This window comes from Novosphingobium sp. EMRT-2, assembly GCF_005145025.1.
Taxonomy (GTDB): Bacteria; Pseudomonadota; Alphaproteobacteria; order Sphingomonadales; family Sphingomonadaceae; genus Novosphingobium.
This window is the reverse complement of sequence record NZ_CP039695.1, coordinates 2,493,422-2,518,482: the sequence shown is the minus strand read 5'-3', so window position 1 is coordinate 2,518,482 and position 25,061 is coordinate 2,493,422. Positions and strand designations below refer to the sequence as shown.

The 25,061-nt window shown below is 66.0% G+C and carries 22 protein-coding genes; 13 read left to right on the top strand and 9 right to left on the bottom strand.

What is annotated here, in order from left to right; all coding sequences use genetic code 11:
- Positions 1-10 precede the first annotated feature (10 nt).
- The 4 genes from FA702_RS12395 to FA702_RS12380 form a co-directional block, all read right to left on the bottom strand.
- Complete coding sequence (locus FA702_RS12395) at positions 11-451, bottom strand: biopolymer transporter ExbD (RefSeq protein WP_136956396.1); 441 nt, start codon at positions 449-451, stop codon at positions 11-13.
- Positions 452-505: 54 nt separating this feature from the next.
- Positions 506-1,033, bottom strand: coding sequence for a biopolymer transporter ExbD (locus tag FA702_RS12390; RefSeq protein ID WP_136956395.1), 528 nt, complete (start codon positions 1,031-1,033; stop codon positions 506-508).
- Positions 1,034-1,165: 132 nt separating this feature from the next.
- Positions 1,166-1,927 carry a MotA/TolQ/ExbB proton channel family protein gene (locus FA702_RS12385; protein ID WP_136956394.1) on the bottom strand — a complete coding sequence of 254 codons (762 nt, stop codon included), beginning with the start codon at positions 1,925-1,927 and terminating at the stop codon, positions 1,166-1,168.
- 89 nt (positions 1,928-2,016) lie between these two features.
- A complete protein-coding gene (locus FA702_RS12380) occupies positions 2,017-2,682 on the bottom strand; it encodes an energy transducer TonB (protein WP_136956393.1) in 666 nt (221 codons plus the stop codon).
- Between the two features lie 352 nt (positions 2,683-3,034).
- On the opposite strand from FA702_RS12380, the gene FA702_RS12375 reads away from it, so the two are divergent.
- The 3 genes from FA702_RS12375 to FA702_RS12365 are packed head-to-tail and all read left to right on the top strand — an operon-like array spanning position 3,035 to position 5,739.
- Positions 3,035-3,895, top strand: coding sequence for a hypothetical protein (locus tag FA702_RS12375; protein ID WP_136956392.1), 861 nt, complete (start codon positions 3,035-3,037; stop codon positions 3,893-3,895).
- Positions 3,896-3,946: 51 nt separating this feature from the next.
- A complete protein-coding gene (locus tag FA702_RS12370; RefSeq protein WP_136956391.1) occupies positions 3,947-4,381 on the top strand; it encodes a thioesterase family protein in 435 nt (144 codons plus the stop codon).
- Positions 4,382-4,413: 32 nt separating this feature from the next.
- Complete coding sequence (locus FA702_RS12365; RefSeq protein ID WP_136956390.1) at positions 4,414-5,739, top strand: homoserine dehydrogenase; 1,326 nt, start codon at positions 4,414-4,416, stop codon at positions 5,737-5,739.
- A gap of 19 nt (positions 5,740-5,758) precedes the next feature.
- On the opposite strand, the gene FA702_RS12360 is transcribed toward FA702_RS12365, so the two are convergent.
- The gene (locus tag FA702_RS12360) at positions 5,759-6,202 is read right to left on the bottom strand and encodes a hypothetical protein (RefSeq protein WP_136956389.1); all 444 of its coding nucleotides are present in this window, start codon (positions 6,200-6,202) and stop codon (positions 5,759-5,761) included.
- 127 nt (positions 6,203-6,329) lie between these two features.
- Here FA702_RS12360 and glpX point away from each other — a divergent pair, with 127 nt between their 5' ends.
- Entirely contained in the window at positions 6,330-7,259 is a 930-nt protein-coding gene (gene glpX, locus FA702_RS12355) for a class II fructose-bisphosphatase (protein ID WP_233497391.1), read from the top strand.
- A gap of 72 nt (positions 7,260-7,331) precedes the next feature.
- The gene (locus tag FA702_RS12350) at positions 7,332-8,474 is read left to right on the top strand and encodes a serine hydrolase (protein ID WP_136956387.1); all 1,143 of its coding nucleotides are present in this window, start codon (positions 7,332-7,334) and stop codon (positions 8,472-8,474) included.
- A 97-nt stretch (positions 8,475-8,571) separates the two neighbouring features.
- Here the strand turns inward: FA702_RS12350 and rpoC are convergent, their stop codons facing one another.
- Together rpoC and rpoB are read right to left on the bottom strand one after the other, a co-directional pair.
- The gene (rpoC, locus tag FA702_RS12345) at positions 8,572-12,852 is read right to left on the bottom strand and encodes a DNA-directed RNA polymerase subunit beta' (RefSeq protein ID WP_136956386.1); all 4,281 of its coding nucleotides are present in this window, start codon (positions 12,850-12,852) and stop codon (positions 8,572-8,574) included.
- A 117-nt stretch (positions 12,853-12,969) separates the two neighbouring features.
- The gene (gene rpoB, locus FA702_RS12340; protein ID WP_136956385.1) at positions 12,970-17,133 is read right to left on the bottom strand and encodes a DNA-directed RNA polymerase subunit beta; all 4,164 of its coding nucleotides are present in this window, start codon (positions 17,131-17,133) and stop codon (positions 12,970-12,972) included.
- Between the two features lie 361 nt (positions 17,134-17,494).
- Here rpoB and FA702_RS22800 point away from each other — a divergent pair, with 361 nt between their 5' ends.
- The 5 genes from FA702_RS22800 (at position 17,495) to rplL (ending at position 19,737) form a co-directional block, all read left to right on the top strand.
- Positions 17,495-17,641 carry a hypothetical protein gene (locus FA702_RS22800; protein ID WP_168196059.1) on the top strand — a complete coding sequence of 49 codons (147 nt, stop codon included), beginning with the start codon at positions 17,495-17,497 and terminating at the stop codon, positions 17,639-17,641.
- A 25-nt stretch (positions 17,642-17,666) separates the two neighbouring features.
- On the top strand, positions 17,667-18,197 hold the full coding sequence (locus tag FA702_RS12335) for a DUF2975 domain-containing protein (protein ID WP_168196058.1): 531 nt from the start codon (positions 17,667-17,669) through the stop codon (positions 18,195-18,197).
- Positions 18,197-18,409, top strand: coding sequence for a helix-turn-helix transcriptional regulator (locus tag FA702_RS12330; protein ID WP_136956383.1), 213 nt, complete (start codon positions 18,197-18,199; stop codon positions 18,407-18,409). Before FA702_RS12335 ends, FA702_RS12330 begins: the two co-directional genes overlap by 1 nt.
- A gap of 371 nt (positions 18,410-18,780) precedes the next feature.
- Positions 18,781-19,293 carry a 50S ribosomal protein L10 gene (rplJ, locus tag FA702_RS12325; protein ID WP_124808065.1) on the top strand — a complete coding sequence of 171 codons (513 nt, stop codon included), beginning with the start codon at positions 18,781-18,783 and terminating at the stop codon, positions 19,291-19,293.
- 66 nt (positions 19,294-19,359) lie between these two features.
- The gene (gene rplL / locus FA702_RS12320) at positions 19,360-19,737 is read left to right on the top strand and encodes a 50S ribosomal protein L7/L12 (protein WP_124808064.1); all 378 of its coding nucleotides are present in this window, start codon (positions 19,360-19,362) and stop codon (positions 19,735-19,737) included.
- A gap of 214 nt (positions 19,738-19,951) precedes the next feature.
- On the opposite strand, the gene FA702_RS12315 is transcribed toward rplL, so the two are convergent.
- The gene (locus FA702_RS12315) at positions 19,952-21,280 is read right to left on the bottom strand and encodes a hemolysin family protein (RefSeq protein ID WP_136956382.1); all 1,329 of its coding nucleotides are present in this window, start codon (positions 21,278-21,280) and stop codon (positions 19,952-19,954) included.
- Positions 21,281-21,441: 161 nt separating this feature from the next.
- On the opposite strand from FA702_RS12315, the gene FA702_RS12310 reads away from it, so the two are divergent.
- Together FA702_RS12310 and FA702_RS12305 are read left to right on the top strand one after the other, a co-directional pair.
- A complete protein-coding gene (locus tag FA702_RS12310; protein WP_124808062.1) occupies positions 21,442-22,134 on the top strand; it encodes an OmpA family protein in 693 nt (230 codons plus the stop codon).
- 86 nt (positions 22,135-22,220) lie between these two features.
- Complete coding sequence (locus FA702_RS12305; protein WP_136956381.1) at positions 22,221-23,222, top strand: aldo/keto reductase; 1,002 nt, start codon at positions 22,221-22,223, stop codon at positions 23,220-23,222.
- A gap of 22 nt (positions 23,223-23,244) precedes the next feature.
- Here the strand turns inward: FA702_RS12305 and FA702_RS12300 are convergent, their stop codons facing one another.
- Positions 23,245-24,021 (bottom strand): 3'(2'),5'-bisphosphate nucleotidase CysQ, encoded by a 777-nt coding sequence (locus FA702_RS12300; RefSeq protein ID WP_136957391.1) that lies wholly within the window; start codon positions 24,019-24,021, stop codon positions 23,245-23,247.
- A gap of 292 nt (positions 24,022-24,313) precedes the next feature.
- Between FA702_RS12300 and FA702_RS12295 the strand changes: the two genes are divergently transcribed.
- Positions 24,314-25,060, top strand: a complete 747-nt coding sequence (locus FA702_RS12295) for an electron transfer flavoprotein subunit beta/FixA family protein (RefSeq protein WP_136956380.1) — start codon at positions 24,314-24,316, stop codon at positions 25,058-25,060.
- The last annotated feature ends 1 nt before the right edge of the window (position 25,061 follow it).

Below are 25,061 nucleotides of genomic sequence, written 5' to 3'. Positions count from 1 at the left end.
GGCGCGATGCTTATTCGCCGGCCTTCTGGAAGGTGGCGAAGTTCTCGTTGCCGACGAAGCCGAACTTCGTGACCTTCGAATCCGTGATGATCTTCAGGATCCGGTTCGCGGTCTCGTAGCTGGCGTATTCTTCCGGCTGGAACTGCAGTTCCGGTTCCGGATTCATCGCCTTGGTGGCCGACAGCAGCGAGACGAGCTGGCCTTCCGTGGTCGGCGCGCCGTTCCAGAGGATCTGGCCGGCGGTCGTGAGAACGAGCTTGTTCTTGACCGGATCGACCGTCTGGTTCGGGTTCGGCGGGCTTGCCTGCGGGAGGTTGATGTTGACCGCGTGGGTGGCCACGGGGATGGTGATGATGAACATGATGAGGAGAACGAGCATGACGTCGATCAACGGCGTCGTGTTCATTTCCATCATCGGCGAGCCATCATCCTTGCCGCCGCTCATTGCCATAAGGAGTTACTCCTGTTCGCTCTCTGGCCCGGTTTGGCCGTTGGCTGACCTGTGTCAGCCGTTCGGATCGACCGGGGTCGAGATGAAGCCGACCTTGGGATAGCCCGCAGCCTGCACGTTGTAGATCGCACCGGCGATGCATTTCCACGGAACGTTGACGTCGCCGCGAATGTGCACTTCGGGGATCTTTTCCGGGTCCATGTTGGCGGCGCCGCCTTCACGCTTCACGATCGCGTCAAGGCGATCGAAAGCCTGCTTGTACAGCTCCTGGTTGTCCACCGGCGTGATATTGTTGAAATAGACGCGGCACTGGCCGTTACGCGTCGAACCCTCGTAGCCAGGCTCCTTGGGGCTGCGCCCCGCGGCATCCGTGGAGACGACCGAGAGCATCAGGTTTTCGACCTTGTTCTGCGATTCCTCGGAGACAAGGATCGGAACCTTCAGCTTTTCGACCGTCTGGATCGCGACTGGCACCGCGATGAGGAAGATGATCAGCAGCACGAGCATCACGTCCACGAGCGGCGTGGTGTTGATGTCCGACATCGGGCGCTCTTCGCCGCCGCCACCTACAGACATTGCCATTGGTTACATCCTATCCGATTTGAGCCACGGGAGGACCGGAGGTTCGGCTGGCGGCTTCCCGCCAACCTGGGCCTCCGGCAAGACCCGTGTTCCGGACAGGACCGGCGGCGAACCGCCGGTCCCGGCTTTCGATTACTTCTTGACCGGAGCCGCAGCGGCCGGAGCGGCCGGCTTGGCAGCGGGAGCGGCCGGAAGAGCCGGCTTCACCACGCCCTTCGAGGCGAGGTTCGCGAGAACGTCGGTGCTGAAGCCGGTCAGCAGTTCGGCAACGCGCTTGTTGCGGCTCTGCAGGTAGTTGTAGGCAAGCACGGCCGGAACGGCGACGAGCAGACCCAGCGCGGTCATGATCAGAGCTTCACCGACCGGACCCGCGACCTTGTCGATCGAGGCCGAACCGGCGAGACCGATCGCGATCAGGGCGCGATAGATGCCGACGACGGTACCGAACAGACCGATGAACGGCGCGGTAGCACCCACGGTGGCGAGGAACGGCAGGCCGCCAGCGAGCTTGGCGTTGATCGACGCTTCCGAGCGGGCGAGCGAACCGTGCAGCCAGTCATGGGCTTCGGTGGCGTCCATCTTCGAAACCTGTTCGTCGGCGGCGATACCGTCGTCGACGACCTGGCGCCAGGCCGAGTTCTTTTCGAGCTTGGCGGCGCCTTCCTTCAGCGAAGCGGCGCGCCAGAAGCCGGCGATGCCCTTGTACTGGCCCAGGATCTTCTGCTGTTCGAAGAACTTCGTGAACAGGATGAAGAACGAACCGAACGACATGATGCCGAGGATCACGACGGTGGCGTAGGAAATGAAACCGCCGGCCTGAAGGGCTTCGACGAAGCCGAACTTGTTCTGCGGCGCGGCATCGGTGGCCGCAGCGGCGAGAGTCTGGATAAACATTCGGGTCTTCCTCTCAAAATCAAGTCAAAGTGCGAAAAGGCTGATGATCGCGGAGATCGCTATTTCAAAACTTCCCCGGGCCGGCCGGATCAATCCTTCGGAATGACCCAGCGGATCGAGTTTGCGTAGCTACCCGTGGTCGGATTGCCCTCGCCATCGGTGGCCGGATTGAAGCGCGCGCGACGACGGACGTTCGCGCAGGTCGCTTCGTCCAGATCGGGGCTGCCGCTCGACTTGGTGATCTGACAATCGACCACCTTGCCGTCGGTGCCCACGGTGACACGGAAACCCGTGACGCCTTCGCGTTCTTCACGCAGCGCGCGCGACGGATAGTCGTTGGACGTCGCCCAGCTGCCAGGGTTGCCCTTCGGCGCGGCGCCCTTGGGCTGGAACCGCGGCGGCGGAGGCGGCGGCGGCGCGGCGGGAGCCGGCGGCAGCACGACGGGCGCCGGAGCAGCCACTGGCGGCGGCGTGGTAACGGCCTGGACCTGCGGTGCCGGCGCGTTGAAGCTGATCGGCGGCGGCGGAGCCACGATCGGCGGCGGCGGCGTATCCTGCTTCGGCGGCGGAGGCGGCGGTTCCTCCGGCGGCTTGTCTTCCTCGATCTTGACCGCCGAGGTCACCTCTTTCACCTTCTTGAACGCCGAGTACGCCAGCCCGCTCACCAGCGCATAGCCAACGACGACATGAAGGATCGCGACGATGATGAGCGCGGTGATCTTGTTACCGCTCATCTGTTGGTCAGCGTATGCCATTCAGCTCCAATACTCCATGATCGTCCACCCCGGTCCCGAACCGACGCACCCCCCGGTGCACCAAATTCAGGCCAAAGCAGAGCCTTCGGACAGAATCACCGTTCCATCCGACTGGCCAAACCAATAGAATTCAATCCACCCTGCCGGCAACCCGGTTACCGCCGACATCGGGCGCAAGGAGCCCGGCGGCGGCATCTCGGACTTGTGTTTTCAGCATTGCCCGAACGGGGCGAGCTTTAACGCCGAAGGCAAAGGCGCGCAAATGCTTTTCCGGTTAAGGTTCGATTCACGGTTGCACTGTCTGAAAATCCGGAAAAAACCGACGCACCCGATCACAGCGGAAGGACCACCCATGCCCCCCATCCCGTTCCGCGCGCCAGCGCTTGCCGCGGCCCTCGCGCTGGCCGGCCTGACCACCCCTGCCCTATCGCAAACCCCGGCTCAACCGCCGATTCGCACCGCCTTTCCGGTTACCGCGACGTATGCCGATCTGGCCGATCTGGCGGTACCGGCGCGCATCGTCGCGCGCGCGGAAGTGACGAAGATGGCGGCGCTGAAGCCCGAACAGGCGCCCGACGTGGCGCCCGGCCACATCCGCGTCTATCTGGAAGCCCGCACCACCGCCGTCCTGATTGGGTCCGATCTGGGCGAATCGCTGCGGTTTCTGGCCGACGTCCCGCTCGATGCGCTGGGGAAAGCGCCCAAACTCAAGAAAACGCAGGTCATTCTCTTCGCGCAGGCGGTGCCTGGCCGGCCCGGCGAGCTGCGGCTTGTCGCGCCCGATGCGATCATTCCGGCCACGCCCGCGGTCGAAGCGACCACCCGCTCGATCCTGACCGCGCTCGTCGCGCCCGACGCGCCGCCGACGATCACGAGGTTGCGCGAGGCGCTGCACGTGCCCGGCAATCTGGTGGGCGAAGGCGAAACGCAGCTTTTCCTCGCCACCGCGAATGGCGCGCCGGTTTCCATCTCGATCCTGCGCCGCCCCGGCGAACCGACGCGCTGGGGCGTGAGCTTCACCGAAATCGTGGACCAGTCCGCGCGACCGCCGGCGAAGGAAACGCTGGCCTGGTATCGGCTCGCCTGTTTCCTTCCCCCCGCGTTGCCGCCGCAGGCCAACCTTTCCGGATCGCCGGCGGACCGGCGCGCGGCCGCGGAGGACTATGCGCTGGTGCTGGCGGACCTTGGCCCCTGCACGCGCAGCCGCCAATAAGGAGCCCATGTTGAGGCTTGCCGACAGGTCGCGCGCGGCTAGAAGGCGGCCATGCCTTACGATCGCGACACGCCATTCCGCCACACCTTCCGCGTCCGCTATGCCGAGTGCGACCAGCAGGGCGTCGTCTTCAATTCGCGCTACCTGGAGTACGCGGATGTCCTGATCAGCGAGTTCTGGCGGGCGCTGGGCGTCAAGAGCGTCGGCGAGGGGTCGTTCGAAGTGCATGTGGCGCGGGCGACCGTCGATTACCGCGCGCCCATCCGCCCCGACGAGTTGATCGAAGGGCGCATCTGGGCCGGGCGTTTCGGCAACAGCAGCATGGTCACGCATATCGAACTGCACGGCACCGGCGATGACGCGACGCTGCGTTCGGCGATCGAGCTGGTGCAGGTGCACGTCGATCTCGAAACCGGCCAGCCGCAGCGCATTCCCGACGCTGTCCGCGCCCTGTTCGGCGTTGCGGAATTTGTCCACCCCGCCTAGGGCGCGAGCCGAAACCTGAGGATGGGGATACCATGAGCGAACCCTTGCGCATCGCGCTGGCCGGACTGGGCACTGTCGGCGGCGGGGTGATCCGGCTGATCGAGACCAATGCGGAGATCATCGCGCGCCGCGCCGGGCGGCCCATCGTGATCACCGCCGTCAGCGCGCGCAACCGCAGCAAGGACCGGGGCGTCGATCTTTCCGGCTACCACTGGGAAGACGACATGGTGATCCTGGGCGAACGGCCCGATGTCGACGTGGTGGTCGAGCTGGTCGGCGGGGCGGATGGCCCGGCGCTGGCGCTGGCGCGCACCACGTTCGAAGCGGGCAAGGCGCTGGTCACCGCCAACAAGGCGATGATCGCGCACCACGGCATCGAACTGGCGACACGCGCCGAAGCCGCGAAAGCCGCGCTGAAGTTCGAAGCGGCCGTCGCCGGCGGCATCCCGGTGATCAAGGGACTGAAGGAAGGCGCCGCCGCCAACGCGATCCAGCGCGTCTATGGCATTCTCAACGGCACTTGCAACTACATCCTCTCGACCATGGAGGACACCGGGCGCGACTTTGCCGACGTGCTCGCCGAAGCGCAGGCCAAGGGCTATGCCGAAGCCGATCCCACGTTCGACATCGACGGCATCGACGCCGCGCACAAGCTGTCGATCCTGGCCAGCGTCGCGTTCGGCACCGCGATCGATTTCCAGTCGGTCATCGCCACCGGCATCCGTCGCGTGCTGGCCGCCGACATCGCGCAGGCCGACGCGCTGGGATACTACATCCGCCTGATCGGCATGGCCGAAACAGACGTGGATGCCGATGGCAACCGCCGCCTGTTCCAGCGCGTGCACCCCCACCTTGTCCACCGCGATCATCCGCTGGCCCATGTCGATGGCGCGACCAATGCGGTCGTGGTCGAAGGCAACTTCGCCGGGCCACTGCTGTTCCAGGGCGCGGGCGCGGGCGATGGCCCGACCGCCAGCGCCGTCGTCGCCGATCTGATCGACATCGCGCGCGGAGACATCGGCGCGCCGTTCTCGATTCCCGTGGCGGAACTGGACCCTGCCACGCCGGCCGCCAGCGGCCATCGTAGCGGCCGCGCCTATCTGCGCTTCACCGTGGCCGACCGGCCCGGCGTGCTCGCGGAAATCACCGCGGCGATGCGCGATGCCGGCGTCTCCATCGAGAGCATGATCCAGAAGGGGCGCGGCGTGGCCGGCGATGCGCCGGGCGCCGGGCAGGTCCTCGTCGCGATGGTCACCCACGAAGGGCCGGAAAGCGGGATTGCCGAAGCGCTGCGCCTGCTCGAAGGTTCGCCCAGCCTGGCCGAAGCCCCGCTGGTCATGCACATTCTCGGCGAATAACCGCCTCAGGCAGGCACTTTCAGGGCGCCGGGATCTCACCGTTGGCGATCTTCTCGGCGTCGGACCCCTTCGGCGGTTCGGGCAACGCCGTGATGTCGAAGTAATAGACCGGCGCGGGCACCTTGCCCACGCGGATGCACCCGCGCGAGCAATCCGGCAATCCGCTGACGTTGGGTGCGCGCGGCAGGCCATCGTTGGTGGAACGCGCGGTGTCGGTCTGGTCGCGGTTGGGCAGGCGCTCCTTCTCGTTGCGCTCGGCATCGCCGCACACAACGATCTGGCCCGGAATGCGCGAGCGGGGGCGACACTCGGGACGGCGCAGATCAACCTGCTCCTTCTGCGTATCGATCGCCTGTTGAACCCGCCTGTCGGCTTCGGAAGCGGCATTCTGCGCAAGAACCGGCGAAGAAAAAACGGCCGGCAGTGCCAATATGGGCAGGAACAGCAAAGCTATTCTCGACAAGACCTGTCCCTCGCGTCTAGGGCCATCGCATTCGACTGCGCAGCCTGAATCAGGAGTTAACGTGAGCAGCCAATCTACCGCAAAGCCCGTCCCCTCCAAGGTACTAGATCGCGTTCTCGTCCTGGAAATGGTCCGCGTGACCGAAGCCGCCGCGATCGGCGCCGCCAAGCTGATCGGCCGGGGCGATGAAAAGGCTGCCGATGCCGCCGCCGTGGAAGCGATGCGCATCGCGTTCAACGAACTCTACATGGACGGCACCGTCGTGATCGGCGAGGGCGAGCGCGACGAGGCGCCGATGCTCTATATCGGCGAAAAGGTTGGCGCCGCGCCCGACAAGGGGCCGAAGATCGACATCGCGCTCGATCCGCTGGAAGGCACGACGATCACCGCCAAGGCTGGCCCCAATGCGCTGGCCGTGCTCGCCGCCGCCGAGGAAGGCGGCCTGCTCAACGCGCCCGACGTCTACATGGAAAAGCTGGCCGTGGGGCCGGGCTATGCCGAAGGCATCATCGATCTGGCCAAGAGCGTTAGCGAGAACGTGAAGGCGGTGGCCGACGCCAAGGGCGTGGCGCCGTGCGACATCACGGTCTGCGTGCTCGATCGCCCGCGCCATGCCGATATCATCGCCGAACTGCGCGGTCTGGGCTGCGGCATCCACCTGATTCCCGATGGGGACGTGGCCGGGGTGATCGCGGTGACCAACGAGGACACCGGCATCGACCTGTACATGGGCACCGGCGGCGCGCCCGAAGGCGTGCTGGCGGCAGCCGCGCTGCGCTGCGTCGGCGGCCAGTTCAAGGGCCGCCTGCTGTTCCGCAACGAGGACGAGAAGGCCCGCGCACGCAAGTGGGGCATCGAGGATCTGAACAAGATCTACGATCTCAAGGAACTGGCCAAGGGCGATTGCATCTTCGCGGCGACCGGCGTGACCGACGGATCGTTGCTGAAGGGCGTGAAAGTCCGCAAGGACGGCGTGATGACCACCGACAGCGTGGTGATGCGCGCCGCGTCGGGCACCGTGCGCTGGGTGCGCGGCGAGCACCGCAACAAGCACTGATCGCCGCTTTCATCGGTTCTTGCACCCTTTGTCCGTCTGGGCCACCGTGACGCGCAAAGGGAGAGGACCTGCATGAACGGCGCGATGGAATTCGAGGCGGCGCTCGCCGCCGCAAACCTGCCCGGCGCGGTGGCGCTGGTCACCGACAGCACCGGAACCCGCTACCTGCGCGCCTTCGGCATGGCCGACGCGGTGGCCGGCGTGCCGATGCGGGAAGACACGCTCTTCCAGATCGCCTCGATGACCAAGGCGCTCACCTCCACCGCCGCGCTGCAACTGGTCGAACGCGGTCAGCTAGACCTCGATGCGCCGATCGGCGCGATCCTGCCCGATCTGGCCGATCTGCCGGTGCTGGAAGGGTTCGACAAAGCCGGCCAGCCCATGCTGCGCGCGGCACGCGTGCCGGTCACATTGCGCCACCTGCTGCTCCACACCGCCGGCTGCGGCTATACCTTCATGGACGAAACCCTGCTGCGCTGCGCCAAGGCCGGCCCCAAGACCGCGCCCGGCAGCCGCGAAAGCCTGCGCCTGCCGCTGCTGTTCGATCCCGGCACGCAGTGGCAGTACGGCACCGGCACCGACTGGGTGGGCCTCGCCGTGGAGGCGGTTTCGGGCATGGCCTTGCAGGACTGGTTCGATCGCGAACTGACCGGCCCGCTGGGCATGAGCGCCACGCGCTTCCACAGCGATCTTCCCGCGAACGCAACGCAGGTCCATGCCCGCGACGCCGACCGCGGGTTCGTGACGGTGCCGATGGTGCTGGGCGCCGGCAGCTATCAAAGCGGCGGCGGCGGCCTTTCCTCCACCGCATCCGACTATGCGCGGTTCCTGCGCATGGTGCTGCGCGGTGGCGAGCTGGACGGCGTGCGCGTGGTCTCGCCGGAAACGGCGCGGCTGATGCGCGCGGACGCGCTGTCCCCATCGCTATCCGCCGGCGTGCTGACCAGCGCCCTGCCCCAGCTCGCCACGGCCTTTGATCCGCTGCCCGGGCAGCGCGGCGGCTGGACGCTGGGCGGCTTCCTCGTGAATACCGAGACGGGGCCGGCGGGCCGCTCTCCTGGTAGCCTGCACTGGGCCGGCATTCTCAACTGCTATTACTGGATCGATCCCGCGCGCGACATCGCCGGCGTGATCCTGGCCCAGTTGGCACCGTTCGCCGATCCCGGCGCACTTGCCGCCTTCGCCGCGCTGGAGCGGATGGCCTGCGCGCAATAGGCGCCACAAGAGCGCGCACGGTCGTTCCCGCACGAAAAAGCCCCGCCGGATCGCTCCGGCGGGGCTTTTCTGTCCGTGCCCGCAAAGGCGCGAGAGCTTACGCCTCGTCGCCTTCGATCAGGTATTCGCCGGCGTCCGCGTCGGTGCCGTGGGTTTCACCCTCGACCGCCGCCAGCGGATCGTTGCCGATCGCCGCTTCGGGACCCTGCGCCAGTTCGGCGGCATGTTCCTCGGCCGCCGTTTCCGGCGCGATCAGCGATTCCTGCAGCTTGCGATAGGACGCGCGGAGCGCGGCATCGCGGCTGGAAGCGGCCACGCGCAGGCGGTTCATGCCCGCGCCGGTACCGGCGGGGATGAGACGGCCGACGATGACGTTTTCCTTTAGGCCGATCAGGCTGTCGCGCTTTCCTTCGACCGCCGCCTGCGTCAGCACGCGGGTGGTTTCCTGGAACGACGCGGCGGAGATGAACGAACGCGTCTGCAGGCTGGCCTTGGTGATGCCCAGCAGCACCGGCTTGCCTTCCGCCGGGCGCAGGCCCGCTTCCAGCTTGCCGTTGACTTCGTTCATCTCTTCGAGATCGACCTGCTCGCCCGGCAGCAGGGTGGTATCGCCGCCATCGGTGATTTCCACCTTCTGCAGCATCTGGCGAACGATCACCTCGATGTGCTTGTCGTTGATCTTCACGCCCTGCAAGCGGTAGACTTCCTGGATTTCCGCGACGAGGTATTCCGCCAGCGCCTCGACACCGAGGACTTCGAGAATGTCGTGCGGGTCCGGCGAACCGGAGATCAGGTTGTCGCCCTTCTTGACGTAGTCGCCTTCCTGAACGTCGATCACGCGGCTCTTGGGCACCAGGTACTCGACCGGTTCACCCTCTTCCGGGATGATCGCGATCTTGCGCTTGGCCTTGTAGTCGCGGACGAATTCGATCCGGCCCGCGATCTTGGCGATGATCGAGTTGTCCTTGGGCTTGCGCGCCTCGAACAGCTCGGCCACGCGCGGCAGACCGCCCGTGATGTCGCGGGTCTTGGCGGCTTCGCGGCTGGCGCGGGCGAGAATGTCGCCGGCGTTGACCTCCTGGCCGTCCTCCACCGAGAGCGTCGTGCCCACCGCGAGCATGTAGCGCGCGGCTTCGCCCGAGTTCTCGTCCAGCAGGGTCAGGCGCGGACGGAGATCGTCCTTCTTGGCCCGCCCGCCGGCGCGGTTTTCGGTCACCACGCGCTGCGCGATGCCGGTCGCCTCGTCGACCTGCTCGGTCAGCGTGCGGCCGTCGATCAGGTCCTGGTAGCGCACGATACCCGGCTTTTCGGTGATGACCGGCGTGGTGAACGGATCCCATTCGGCCAGGCGATCGCCCTGGCTGATGATCGCGCCGTTCTCGTGCAGCAGGTGCGTACCATAGGGCACGCGGTGCATGGCGCGCTCGCGGCCTTCGGTGTCCATCACCACGATTTCGCCGTTGCGGGCCAGCGACAGGCGGCGGCCACGGCTGTCCGTGATCGTCGGGATGTCGCGGTACTGCACGGTGCCGTCGCAGATCGCCTCGAGGTGCGACTGTTCGTTGAGCTGCGCCGCGCCACCGATGTGGAAGGTACGCATGGTCAGCTGCGTGCCCGGCTCGCCGATCGACTGCGCGGCGATGACGCCCACCGCCTCGCCGATGTTGACCGGCGTACCGCGTGCGAGGTCACGGCCATAGCACTTGCCGCACACGCCCTGCTGCGCTTCGCAGATCAGCGGCGAACGGATGCGCGCGGACTGGACGCCCGCCGCCTCGATCTTCGCCACCGCCGGCTCGTCCAGCAGCGTGCCCTTCTCGACGATGACAGCACCCGTCTTCGCCTCGATCAGGTCTTCGGCCAGCGTGCGGCCGAGGATGCGTTCGCCCAGCGAGGCGATCGTCGTACCGCCCTGCACGATCGCGCGCATTTCCAGCGCCCGTTCGGTGCCGCAATCGTCGATGATCACCACGCAGTCCTGCGACACGTCGACCAGACGGCGGGTCAGGTAGCCCGAGTTCGCCGTCTTGAGCGCGGTGTCGGCCAGACCCTTGCGGGCGCCGTGCGTCGAGTTGAAGTATTCAAGGACGGTCAGGCCTTCCTTGAAGTTCGAGATGATCGGCGTTTCGATGATCTCGCCCGAAGGCTTGGCCATCAGGCCGCGCATGCCCGCAAGCTGCTTCATCTGCGTCGGCGAACCACGCGCGCCGGAGTGCGACATCATGTAGATCGAGTTGACCGGCTTTTCGCGGCCGTGCTCGTCCACCGGGGTCGCGCGGATTTCGTCCATCATGGCGTTCGCCACCTGGTCGCCGCAACGGCTCCAGGCGTCGATGACCTTGTTGTACTTTTCCTGCTGCGTGATCAGGCCGTCCTGGTACTGCTGCTCGTAATCGGCCACCAGTTCCTTGGTTTCGTTGACCAGCGCATCCTTGCTGTCGGGGATGATCATGTCGTCCTTGCCGAACGAGATGCCCGCCTTGAACGCGTTGCGGAAGCCGAGGCTCATGATCGCGTCGGCGAACAGCACGGTCTCCTTCTGGCCGGTGTGGCGATAGACCTGGTCGATGACGTCCGCGATTTCCTTCTTGGTGAGCAGGCGGTTGACCAGCTCGAAGGGAACCGTGTGGCTCTTGGGCAGGCATTCGCCGATCAGCATGCGGCCCGGCGTGGTCTCGTACCGCTTGAGGTACTGCTGACCGCTCTCGTCCGTCTGCGGCACGCGCGCGATGATCTTGGAGTGCATGGTCACGGCACCGGCGTGCAGCGCCTGGTGCACTTCGGCCATGTCGGCCAGCATCATGCCTTCGCCGGGTTCGCCCTTGCGGTCCATCGACAGGTAGTAGAGGCCCAGCACCATGTCCTGCGACGGCACGATGATCGGCTTGCCGTTGGCGGGGCTGAGGATGTTGTTGGTCGACATCATCAGCACGCGCGCTTCGAGCTGGGCTTCCAGCGAAAGCGGCACGTGGACGGCCATCTGGTCACCGTCGAAGTCGGCGTTGAAGGCCGAGCAGACCAGCGGGTGCAGCTGGATCGCCTTGCCCTCGATCAGCACCGGCTCGAACGCCTGGATGCCAAGGCGGTGCAGCGTCGGCGCGCGGTTCAGCATCACCGGGTGTTCGCGGATCACCTCGTCCAGGATGTCCCAGACTTCCTTGCGTTCCTTCTCGACCCACTTCTTCGCCTGCTTCAGGGTCATCGAGAGACCCTTGGCGTCGAGCCGGGCGTAGATGAACGGCTTGAACAGTTCGAGCGCCATCTTCTTGGGCAGCCCGCACTGGTGCAGCTTGAGTTCGGGGCCGGTCACGATGACCGAACGGCCCGAATAGTCGACGCGCTTGCCGAGCAGGTTCTGGCGGAAGCGGCCCTGCTTGCCCTTGAGCATGTCGGACAGCGACTTCAGCGGACGCTTGTTGGCGCCGGTGATGACGCGGCCGCGGCGGCCGTTGTCGAACAGCGCGTCCACCGCTTCCTGCAGCATGCGCTTTTCGTTGCGCACGATGATGTCGGGCGCGCGCAGCTCGATCAGGCGCTTGAGGCGGTTGTTACGGTTGATGACGCGACGGTAGAGATCGTTGAGGTCCGAGGTCGCGAAGCGGCCGCCGTCCAGCGGCACCAGCGGGCGCAGTTCCGGCGGAATGACCGGCACCACGTCGAGGATCATCCATTCCGGGCGGTTGCCCGAATCGATGAACGATTCCACGACCTTGAGGCGCTTGATGATCTTCTTGGGCTTCAGCTCGCTCTTGGTGGTGGCGAGCTCCTCCATCAGGTCCTTGCGTTCCTGTTCGAGGTCGAGGTCGATCAGCATCTGCTTGACCGCTTCGGCGCCGATGCCGGCGCTGAACGCGTCTTCGCCGTATTCGTCCTGCGCGTCGAGCAGTTCGTCCTCGGTCAGCAGCTGGTAGCGTTCAAGCGGGGTGATGCCCGGCTCGATCACGACGTAGCTTTCGAAGTAGAGGATGCGCTCAAGCTGCTTGAGCTGCATGTCCAGCAGCAGGCCGATGCGCGAGGGCAGCGACTTCAGGAACCAGATGTGCGCGACCGGGGCGGCCAGCTCGATGTGGCCCATGCGCTCGCGGCGCACCTTGGTGACGGTGACTTCGACGCCGCACTTTTCGCAGACGACGCCCTTGTACTTCATGCGCTTGTACTTGCCGCACAGGCACTCGTAGTCCTTCACCGGACCGAAGATGCGCGCGCAGAACAGGCCGTCGCGCTCGGGCTTGAACGTGCGGTAGTTGATCGTTTCCGGCTTCTTGATCTCGCCGAAGGACCAGGAGCGGATGCGCTCGGGCGAAGCGAGACCGATCTGGATCTGGTCGAAGGTCTCGGGCTTGGCGAGCTGGTTGGTGAATTTGGTCAGGTCGTTCATGTCTTCTTCCTTTATCCCCCTCCCGCTTGCGGGAGGGGTTAGGGGTGGGTCTTGCGGGTGGCGCCTTGATCAGGCCCACCCCCGGCCCCTCCCGCACGCGGGAGGGGAGACAAGGGCTTACTCCGCCGCCTCGGCAAGGCCGTCATCGTCGTCCTGATCGTCCAGCGACGACAGTTCGACGTTGAGGCCGAGCGAGCGCATTTCCTTGACGAGCACGTTGAAGCTTTCGGGAATGCCGGCCTCGAAGGTGTCGTCGCCCTTGACGATCGCTTCGTAAACCTTGGTGCGGCCGACCACGTCGTCCGACTTCACCGTCAGCATTTCCTGCAGCGTATAGGCCGCGCCATAGGCCTGGAGCGCCCAGACCTCCATTTCCCCGAAGCGCTGGCCGCCGAACTGGGCCTTGCCGCCCAGCGGCTGCTGGGTGACGAGGCTGTACGGCCCGATCGAACGCGCGTGGATCTTGTCGTCGACCAGGTGGTGCAGCTTCAGCATGTAGATGATGCCCACCGTGACCTTGCGGTCGAAGGCTTCGCCCGTGCGCCCGTCATAGAGCGTGGACTGGCCCGAGGTGTCGAGACCCGCCTTGGTCAGCATCGCCGAAATGTCGGATTCGCGCGCGCCGTCGAACACCGGGGTGCCCATGGGCACGCCAGCCTTCAGGTTTTCGGCCAGCTCGACGATCTCGGCCGTGTTCCGGCTGTCGATATCGGCGTGGTATTGCTCGCCATAGACGTCCTTGAGCTTGTCGATCAGCACGCTCGGCGGCGCGGCCGCTTCCGGATTGGGATTGGCATAGCGCCAGTCCTCCAGCGCGTGCTTGATCTGCTGGCCCAGGCCGCGCGCGGCCCAGCCCAGGTGGGTCTCGAAGATCTGCCCGACGTTCATGCGCGAAGGCACGCCCAGCGGGTTCAACACGATGTCGACGTGGGTGCCGTCTTCCAGGAACGGCATGTCCTCGATCGGCAGGATGCGGCTGATGACGCCCTTGTTGCCGTGACGGCCGGCCATCTTGTCGCCCGGCTGCAGCTTGCGCTTCACCGCGACGAAGACCTTGACCATCTTGAGCACGCCCGGGGCGAGTTCGTCGCCGCGTTCGAGCTTTTCCTTGCGGTCCTCGAACTTCTCCTGGATCGCCTTGACGGTCTCGTCGTACTGCGCCTTGACCGCTTCGAGCTGCGCCTGGCGCGCATCGTCGGCCACCGCGAACTTCCACCATTCGTGGCGTTCGACATCGGCCAGCACCTGCTCGTCGATCTCGATGCCCTTCTTCAGCCCCTTCGGCGCGGCCGCGGCCACCTGGCCGAGCAGCATGTCGCGCAGACGGTTGAAGGTGGCGCGGTTGAGGATCGCGCGTTCGTCCTCGCGGTCCTTGGCGAGGCGTTCGATTTCCTCGTTCTGGATCGCGCGGGTACGGTCGTCGATCTCGATGCCGTGGCGGTTGAACACGCGCACTTCGACGATCGTGCCCGAAACGCCCGGCGGCAGGCGGAGCGAGGTGTCGCGCACGTCGCTGGCCTTTTCGCCGAAGATCGCGCGCAGCAGCTTTTCTTCCGGGGTCATCGGCGATTCACCCTTGGGGGTGATCTTGCCGACAAGGATATCGCCCGGATGCACTTCGGCGCCGATATAGACGATGCCCGCCTCGTCGAGGTTGCGCAGCGCTTCCTCGCCGACGTTCGGGATGTCGCGCGTGATGTCTTCCGGCCCCAGCTTGGTGTCGCGGGCCATGACCTCGAACTCCTCGATGTGGATCGAGGTGAACACGTCGTCCTTCACGATCCGTTCGGAGATCAGGATCGAGTCTTCGTAGTTGTAGCCGTTCCAGGGCATGAACGCGACGAGCGTGTTCCGGCCGAGCGCCAGCTCGCCGAGATCGGTCGAGGGACCGTCGGCCAGCACGTCGCCCTTTTCGACCACGTCACCCACCTTCACCAGCGGACGCTGGTTGATGCAGGTGTTCTGGTTCGAACGCTGGAACTTCTGCAGCGTGTAGATGTCCACGCCCGACTGGCCGGGTTCGACATCGCCCGAAGCGCGGATGACGATACGCGTCGCGTCGACCTGGTCGACGATGCCGCCGCGCAGCGCCGCGATCGCGGCGCCCGAATCGCGCGCCACGGTCTCTTCCATGCCGGTGCCCACGAACGGCGCGTCGGCCTTGACCAGCGGCACCGCCTGGCGCTGCATGTTCGAGCCCATCAGCGCGCGGTTGGCGTCGTCGTTTTCCAGGAACGGAATCAGCGAGGCGGCCACCGAGACGAGCTGCTTGGGGCTGACGTCCATCAGCGTGATCGTTTCACGCGGGGCCATCACGAATTCGCCGTTCTGCCGCGCCGAGACCAGCTCTTCCACAAACGAGCCATCGCCGTTGGTTTCGGCCGAAGCCTGCGCCACCGTGTGCTTCTGCTCTTCCATGGCCGAGAGGTACACGACCTCCTTGGTCACCTTGCCGTCGATCACCTTGCGGTACGGCGTTTCGATGAAGCCATACTTGTTGACGCGGGCGAAGGTGGACAGCGAGTTGATCAGACCGATGTTCGGGCCTTCCGGCGTTTCGATCGGGCAGATGCGGCCATAGTGGGTCGGGTGAACGTCGCGGACCTCGAAGCCCGCGCGCTCGCGGGTAAGACCGCCCGGCCCGAGCGCCGAAACGCGGCGCTTGTGCGTCACTTCGGAGAGCGGGTTGGTCTGGTCCATGAACTGCGACAGCTGCGACGAACCGAAGAATTCGCGCACCGCGGCCACCGCCGGCTTGGCGTTGATCAGGTCGTTCGGCATCACCGTCGAGACGTCGACCGACGACATGCGCTCCTTCACCGCGCGTTCCATGCGCAGCAGGCCGACGCGGTACTGGTTCTCCAGCAGTTCGCCCACCGAACGCACGCGACGGTTGCCGAGGTTGTCGATGTCGTCGACTTCGCCCTTGCCGTCCTTCAGGTTCACCAGTTCCTTGACCACGGCGAGGATATCGTCGGTGCGCAGGGTGGTGACCGTGTCGGGGCAGTCGAGGCCGAGGCGCATGTTGAGCTTGACGCGGCCCACGGCCGAAAGGTCATAGCGGTCGGCGTCGAAGAACAGGCCGTCGAACAGCGCTTCGGCGGTTTCGCGCGTCGGCGGTTCGCCGGGGCGCATCACGCGGTAGATGTCGGCCAGCGCCTGGTCGCGATCCTCGGCCTTGTCGGCCTTCATCGTGTTGCGGATCCACGGGCCGGTGTTGACGTGGTCGATGTCGAGCAGTTCGAGCCGGTCGACGCCCGCCCTGTCGAGCACTTCGAGGTTCTCGGGGCTGACTTCGTCGCCCGCCTCGATCCAGATGCGGCCGGTCGATTCGTCGATCAGGTCCTTGGCCGAATAGCGGCCGAAGATTTCCTCGGTCGGGATCAGCAGTTCCTCAAGCCCGTCCTTGGCCGCCTTGTTGGCCGCGCGCGGGCTGATCTTCTGGCCGGCGGGGAAGATCACCTCGCCCGACTTGGCATCGACGATGTCGAACGCCGGCTTCGCGCCGCGCCACTGTTCCAGCACGAACGGCACGCGCCAGCCGCCTTCGCCGCGCGCCCAGGTGACCTTGTCGTAGAAGTAGTCGAGAATCTGCTCGCCGTTCAGGCCCAGCGCATAGAGCAGCGCCGTGACCGGCAGCTTGCGCTTGCGGTCGATGCGGACGTTGACGATGTCCTTGGCGTCGAACTCGAAGTCGAGCCACGAACCGCGATAGGGAATCACCCGGGCGGCGAAGAGGTACTTGCCCGACGAGTGCGTCTTGCCGCGGTCATGGTCGAACAGGACGCCCGGCGAACGGTGCATCTGCGACACGATGACGCGCTCGGTCCCGTTGATGAAGAAGGTGCCGTTGTCGGTCATGAGCGGGATATCGCCCATGTAGACGTCCTGCTCCTTGATATCGATGAGCGACTTGGTCTCGGTCTCGGCGTCGACCTCGAAGGTCGCCAGCTTGAGCGTCACCTTCATCGGCGCGGCGTAGGTGATGCCGCGCTGACGGCATTCGTTGACGTCGTACTTCGGCGCCTCGAGCACGTAACCGTCGCGCTCCTTGATATCGAGGCTGGCGGTGCCGGCGAAGTCCTGGATCGGGAACACCGACCGCAGCGTCTTTTCCAGGCCCGAGACATAGCCCGTGGCCGGATCGGAGCGCAGGAACTGCTCGTAGGATTCGCGCTGAACCTCGATCAGGTTCGGCATCTGCACGACTTCGTGGATGTCGCCGAAGATCTTGCGGATGCGCTTCTTCACGCCGGGGCGTGCGGGAGCCTTGGTCGCCATGGAGGGTTTTGCCTCTTCGCTCTTCAAAGGCCGGGCGAACCCGGCGAAACTGTGCCAAACGCGGCGTTGGCGCATCAAACGCGAAAAGGCCGCACGGCACGGCGCCCGATTCGGGGACCCGGCCAGCAGCCTTCGCGAACGATGAAACCCGCGCGCTTCCTTCCTTGTGCCGTCCCCCGCGCATGGGAAAGCCTTGCTCGAAGCGCCGGTTGTGGAAGGCGATATAGGGAGGGGAGGACGCGCTGTCAAAGGGGTGGCCGCAGTTCGACGCGACCAACATATCGATTTTCGATATTATTGATTGACGATAAGAATAGATGCTCTTATTGAATATCGATATCGACCACCTGGAGAAGTCCTCATGCCCAGCCCTCGCCTTGCAGGATCGCGCACCCCGATCGTGCCGCTCGCCTGCGCGCTGCTGCTGCTCCTTCCAGCGCTTGCCGCCACCGCATCGGGACCGCGCCAGGCGCTTGCCCCCACGTTGCCGCTGCCGACGCTCGCCTGACCCTATCAACGAGGAAACCACCACCATGTCTCTTCGCACCCGCGACCCCCTGCTGACGGCGGGGCGCTTGATCGTCACCGCCGGCCTCGGCCTCGCCGCCTTGATCGGCGTGACCAGCCTGCTCGGCGCCCCGGCCATCGTCCTGTTCCGGGCCGACGTGCTCGCCGGCATCGCCTCGGAAACCGGCCACGCCGCCAGCACGCAGACCATTCCAGGCCTCGCCGTGATCCTGCTGCTGATCGCCGCAATGGCCGCCGCGGCCTTCCTGTTCCTGCTGGACCTGCGGCGCATCATTGACAGCGTGGGCGCTGGCGATCCCTTCATCCCCGCCAACGCCCGGCGCTTGACCCGCATGGGCTGGCTGACGCTGGCGGTGGAAGGCATGTCGTGGCCCGTCGGCGCGATGGGCGTGTGGCTGGCCGGCATGATCGGCAACGCCACGGCGGACTTCGATATCTCGCCGGGATCGTTCCTGCTGGCGATCGTGCTGTTTATTCTCGCCCGCGTCTTTCGCGAAGGGGCGCGGATGCGCGACGATCTGGAAGGAACCGTGTGATGCCGGTCGTGGTCAAGCTCGACGAACTGCTCCAGGCCAGGGGTATGACGCTCACCCAACTGGCCGAGCGGGTCGACATGACGCTCGCCAACCTGTCCATCCTCAAAACCGGCAAGGCCAAGGCGATCCGCTTCTCGACGCTGGAAGCCATCTGCCAGGAACTGGGATGCCAGCCGGGCGACCTGCTGGGCTACCGGGACGAGGCGGAGTGACCGCACCGCGCGGCCTCCGGCCCTTGCCACGGGGACTCCAGCCTTGACTCGGCGCCCCGTCCTGCTAATGGCCCGCCCCTGATCGAAGGGCGCAAGCCCGGAGATCATCCGTCCGAGACAGCTGGTGCGGGCTTCCCGCTTAATCTCCAGCCTAGGCGGGGAAAAGAGTTTCCGGGGCCGCGTGCCCCTTGGCCCGGCGTTCCGCCCCGCGGATCGTGGCGCCAGCCGCGCTTTCGGGCGCACCTCCTTCCCTTGTCAACGGACTCGCCGGTGCTCCTCCGTGGGGCATCGACCCCTGCATCCGCAGGGGCAAGCAAACGTAGCCGGCCGTTCCGAGCCTGTCCCGGGCGGCCATTGTGAAGGAGTAAGGCATGGATCGTTCGCAGAAAGCCGAATCGGTCGCGTTCCTGAACTCGGTCTTCTCCGAGGCCGGCGCGGTGGTCATCACCCGCAACCTCGGCATGACGGTGGCCCAGTCCACCGCCCTGCGCACGAAGATCCGGGAAGCGGGCGCGACTTACAAGGTTGCGAAGAACCGTCTTGCCAAGCTTGCCGTCGCGGGCACCGATTACGAAGGCATTGGTGATTTCTTCACCGGTCCGACGGCTATCGCTGCCTCGGCCGATCCGGTTGCCGCCGCCAAGGCGGTGATCGAATTCGCCAAGACCACCGACAAGATCGAAATTGTCGGCGGCGCGATGGGTGGCCAGATTCTCGACGCGGAAGGGGTCAAGGCGCTCGCCTCGATGCCGTCGCTCGACGAACTGCGCGCCAAGCTTATCGGCCTCATCCAGGCTCCGGCCACGAAGATCGCCCAGCTCACCACCGCTCCGGCGGCGAAGCTGGCCCGTGTCTTCGGCGCCTACGCCAAAGAAGCCGCGTAAGACGTATCGAAACGATTTTCGTCCGGCGCGCCGCGCCGGGCGCCACGAAATCAGGAGTGAAATATCATGGCCGATATCGCCAAGCTTGTTGAAGAACTGTCGAAGCTGACCGTCCTCGAGGCCGCTGACCTCGCCAAGGCCCTGGAAGAAGCATGGGGCGTTTCCGCCGCTGCCGCCGTTGCCGTTGCCGCCGCTCCGGCTGCCGGTGGTGAAGCTGCCGCCGCTGAAGAAAAGACCGAATTCGACGTCATCCTGACGGGCGACGGTGGCAAGAAGATCCAGGTCATCAAGGAAGTCCGCGCGATCACCAACCTGGGCCTGACCGAAGCCAAGGCGCTGGTCGAAGGCGCGCCGAAGGCCGTCAAGGAAGGCGTTTCGAAGGCGGAAGCCGAAGAAATCAAGAAGAAGATCGAGGAAGCCGGCGGCACCGTCGAGCTCAAGTAATCTTCTTCCGGTCTTCCGGACAGAAACAGCAAAGGGCGGTCCTTCGGGGCCGCCCTTTTCGTTTGCGGGTACGGCGGCGACATGCCGCCTGGAATGGTGTGCCGTCATTGCGAGGGGCGAACGCCCCGCGGCAATCCAGAGCCCCACGCGGTGCCCTGGATTGCTTCGCTAACGCTCGCAATGACGAAGCAGGTCAACCGGAAGCCATCAGACTCTACCCGTCCAGCTCGGCCTTTTCGGGGTGCGCGGCCTTGATCCGGCTCACCAGCACCTTGTCGATCTTGCGGCCGTCCATGTCGACGATCTCGAAGCGCCAGCCCTGCTCGGCAAAATGCTCGCCCTCGGTCGGCAGGTGCTTCAGCACCGACAGCACATAGCCGGCGGCGGTGGCGTAATCGCGGTCCTCGGGCAGGTCGATCGCCAGCCGGTCGCCCAGCGCGTCGGCGGGCAGCGCGCCGGCAATCAGCAGCGAACCGTCGTCGCGCTCCACGATCATCGGCGCATCGCCTTCGTCGCCATGGCCCACGAAATTGCCGGCGATCGCCGCCAGCAGGTCCGCCGGGGTGACGATGCCTTCCAGATGGCCGTATTCGTCATGCACCAGCGCGAGCGCGACCTCGGCCTGCTGGATCACGCGCAACGCATCCATGGTGTCAAGCTGGTCGGGCACGATCGCCGGCTTCTTCATCAACCGCGTCAGCATGACCTTGCGCCCGCGCAGCAATACCGACAGCACGTCGCGCACCTTGGCCACGCCCACGATCCGGTCCACCGACCCGTCCGCCACCAGCAGCAGCGAATGCGGGCTGTCCTCGATCGCGGCGCGAATTTCCGCCTCGCTCGCCTTGCGCTCGATCCAGTGCAGTTCGGTGCGCGGCGTCATCACCTCGCGCACGGGGCGCTCGGCCAGCCGCATCACGCTGGTCATCAGCGCGCGCTCGTCCTCCTCGATCACGCCGGAGCGGGTGGCCTCGGCGAAGATCATCTGGAGTTCCTCGGCCGTCACTTCCTGCTCGGTCCCCTTGTTCAGCCGCAGCAGGCGCAGCAGTAGCCCGGAGGAACGGTCGAGCGCCCACACGAACGGCGCGTTGACGCGGGCGATCAGCACCATCGGGCGCGCCGCGAGGATGGCTATCGGCTCCGCCGCGCGCAGCGCCAGCTGCTTGGGCACCAGCTCGCCGACGACGAGGCTGAGGTAGGTGGTGACCGCGATGACCAGAACGAAGCCCGCCTCGCCGGCATAGCGCGCGGGCACGCCCGTCGCGGCCAGCCGCTCGCCCACCGGGCCGCCCAGGCTCGCGCCCGAATAGGCGCCGGCCACGATGCCGACGAGCGTGATGCCGATCTGCACGGTCGAAAGGAACTTGCCGGGATCGGCCGCCAGCTCCAGCGCGGTGCGCGCGCCCCGGCTGCCGGCCTCGGCCGCAACCTTCAGACGCGCGGGACGCGCGGAAACGATCGCCAGTTCCGACATGGAAAACAGGCCATTGAGCACGACGAGGCCCACGATGACGAAGACGTCAGGCCAGGGAAAAGGTGTCACGCCCTATCCGCTAGCAGATTCATCGCCATTCGCGAAGTCCCACCGTTCGGGAACAGTTCAGACTGGCGGTGCGTAATCAGGTCGATGTAGGTTAATCACGCCGGTTCACCGCCGCGGGAGAGAGCGGCCGGGACGAAGCGTCGCAAGAAGGGGAATACAACATGAAGATTCGTCGGGTCCTCGTTTCGAGCCTGTGCGCGGTGTCGCTCGTCAGCCTCTCGGCCTGCGTCACCGATCCCAACACGGGCGAGAAGAAGGTATCGCGCACCGCCATCGGCGGCGTCGGCGGCGCGCTGGGCGGCATGCTGCTGGGCGGCCTGATCGGCGGCAAGACCGGCCGCATCCTCGGTGCCGGCATCGGCGGCATCGCCGGCGCCGCGGTGGGCTATTCGATGGACAAGCAGATCAAGCAGCTGCGCGAATCCACCGCCGGCAGCGGCGTGGACGTGACGCCGACCGACAACGGCTCGGCCATTCTCGTCAACCTGCCCAACGGCGTGACGTTCGATACCGACAGTTCGGCGATCAAGCCCACGTTCCGCGATACGCTGGACAAGGTGGCGCAATCGCTCAACCAGTATCCGGACAGCCTGATCGACGTGTACGGCCATACGGATTCGACCGGGTCGGACGCCTACAACCAGGCCCTTTCGGAACGCCGCGCCCGCGCGGTGGCCGATTACCTGACCTCGCGCGGGGTGTCCTATTCGCGCATCCGCAGCCAGGGCTTCGGCGAGACGCAGCCGGTCGCCTCGAACGATACCGAGGCGGGCCGTTCGGCCAACCGCCGCGTCGAGATCAAGATCGTGCCGATCTCGCAGGATGACGTGGCCCGTGCCCGCTCGGGCCAATAACGCGGCTCTCATGGCATGATACCGAACCAGCCGGGTTGACGTTCCGCGCACCCGGCTGGCATCGGCGTGGCAAAGGAGATTCTGCCATGCCGATCCAACGCCGCCCCATCGCCGGACGCCCGACCAACCCCGTGGGGCTCGGCTGCATGTCGCTGAGCTGGGCCTATGGCGGCCGCCCGAGCGACGAGGACGGGCTGCGCCTGCTCGATCGCGCGATAGAAGTAGGCTACGATCATTTCGACACCGCCCGCCTCTATGGCCTGGGCCACAACGAAACGCAGGTCGGCAAGGCGCTGAAGGGCAAGCGCGACAAGGTGTTCCTCGCCTCCAAGATGGGCATCTTCGCCAGCGGGGAAAAGCGCGGGATCGATTGCCATCCCGACACCATCCGCAGCGAACTCGAAGTCTCGCTGCGCCTGCTCCAGACCGACCACATCGATCTCTACTATATGCACCGGCGCGATTTCAGCGTGCCGATCGAGGACTCGGTCGGCGCGATGGCGGACCTTGTGCGCGAGGGCAAGATCGGCGCGATCGGCCTGTCCGAAATGTCGGCCGACACGCTGCGCAAGGCCGCCGCCGTCCACCCCATCGCCGCGATGCAGACCGAATATTCGCCGTGGACGCGCCAGGCGGAAATCGCCGTGCTCGACGCTTGCCGCGAACTGGGCACGACCTTTGTCGCCTTCTCGCCCGTCGCGCGCGGCGTTCTCGCCAACGGCGTGGCGGACCCGGCGGCGCTGGAGGAAAAGGACATCCGCCGCGCCATGCCGCGCTTCCAGGGCGATAACTGGACACACAACTACGGCCTGGTGCAGCAGTTCAACGCCATCGCCACCCGCGCGGGCGTGACGCCGGCGCAATTGTCGCTCGCCTGGGTGCTGTCGCGCGGGGAGCATGTCGTCGCCATACCCGGCACCGGCAAGATCGCGCATCTCGAGGAGAACATCGCCCGCTGGGACTGGGTCCTTCCCGCCGATGTGGCCGCCGAAGTGGACACGCTGATCAACCAGCAGACGGTCGCCGGCCACCGTTACGCCGGGGCCATGCTGCCGACGATCGACACCGAGGATTTTGTCGAAGCCTGAGAAGTGGCCCGGAAAGGGCGGGTCAGGCGAGCCTGGCCGCCCGATCCGCCAGCCGGTCCACCGCCGCCGCGTGAATCGCGGGGGCGGTTACCAGCAGCCCGAACGCGCGGGGATCGCGCTTATTGAAGACCAGCGGCTGTCCGAAGGCATCGGTGGTGGTGGCGCCCGCCTCGCGCGCGATCAGCGCGGCGGCCGCCACGTCCCATTCGAAGCCCCAGCGCAGCGTAGCGAGCAGGTCCGCTTCGTCGGCGGCGACCATGGCGATGCGCAGCGCGATCGAATTGGGCTTGTCCACCAGCACGAGATCGCCATCGACTCCCGCCAGCGCATCGGCCGGCACGCGCGATCCGGCCAGTTCGGTGCGAGTGCTCGCACGGAGCGCCACGCCGTTGCGGGTGGCGCCCTTGCCGGCAATGGCGCGCCAGAACTCGCCGCGCGCCGGGGCGCTCATCATGCCAATCAGTGGACGGCCGCCGCTGACGAGCGCCACGGAAACCGCCCACCCCGGACGCCCGCGCACGAAATCGCGCGTGCCGTCGATCGGATCGACCAGCCAGCACAGCCCGCGCTCCAGCCGCTCCGGGTGATCGACCGTCTCCTCCGAAAGCCAGCCGGCCGAAGGCAGCAGGGCGTGCAGTTCGCGCTTCAGATAGGTATCGACGGCGATGTCCGCCTCGCACACCGGATTGCCCGGCGTCTTGTCCCACACTTCCAGCGCGTGTCCGTGGCCGGGCCAGCGCGAAAGCGCCATCTGTCCGGCCTGGTGGACAATTGCTTCAAGGCGATCGAAGTCGATCATGGGCATCGCGTTTTCCGCCCTGCTGGACTTGGGCAGCCAACGCAAGCATCGTGCGTGTATTATTCCACCAAGGTCGCAAGGACGCGGCAGCGCCGCCACCAAGCCTTGCATGGGATCATTCCTGTTTCGGGGGGTGCTCAGCCAGGATGCACCCGGTAAGGTCCGGCTCCGCGAATGCTGCGTTTGCCATCGGCCGATCGATTTTCTTTCCACGCTGGCGGCAGATAGATTGACGTTTACGTAAACGCAAATTATGCCGCCACCATATCCAACTGGGAAAGGCTTTGAAGCAATGAAAGCCCTGGTCTGCGTGAAGCGGGTGATTGATTACAACGTGAAGCCCCGGGTGAAGGGGGATGGCACGGGTGTTGATTTGGCGAACGTGAAGATGAGCATAAACCCGTTCGACGAGATCGCGGTGGAGGAAGCGATCCGCCTGAAGGAGAAGGGCGTGGTGTCGGAGATCGTGGCGGTGTCGGTGGGACCGGCGAAGGCGCAGGAGACGCTGCGCACGGCCTTGGCGATGGGCGCGGACCGAGCGATCCTGGTGCAGTCGGACGACGAGGTGGAACCGCTGGCGGTGGCGAAGATCGTCAAGGGGATTGCCGATGAAGAGCAGCCGGGCCTGATCATCACGGGCAAGCAGGCGATCGACGATGATTCGAACCAGGTGGGGCAGATGGTGGCGGCGCTGCTGGGCCGTCCGCAGGGGACGTTCGCCAACGAGGTGACGGTGGACGGCGACGCCGTGGTGGTGAAGCGCGAGATCGACGGCGGTCTGGAGACGGTGCGGCTGGCGCTGCCGGCGGTGGTGACGACGGACCTGCGGCTGAACGAGCCGCGCTATGCCTCGCTGCCCAACATCATGAAGGCGAAGAGCAAGCCCTTGGCGACGAAGGCGCCGGGGGACTACGGCGTGGACACGAGCCCGCGCCTGAAGACGCTGAAGGTATCGGAGCCGCCGGTGCGGCAGGCGGGGATCAAGGTGGCCGACGTGGACGCGCTGGTGGCCAAGCTCAAGGAACTGGGAGTAGCCTGAG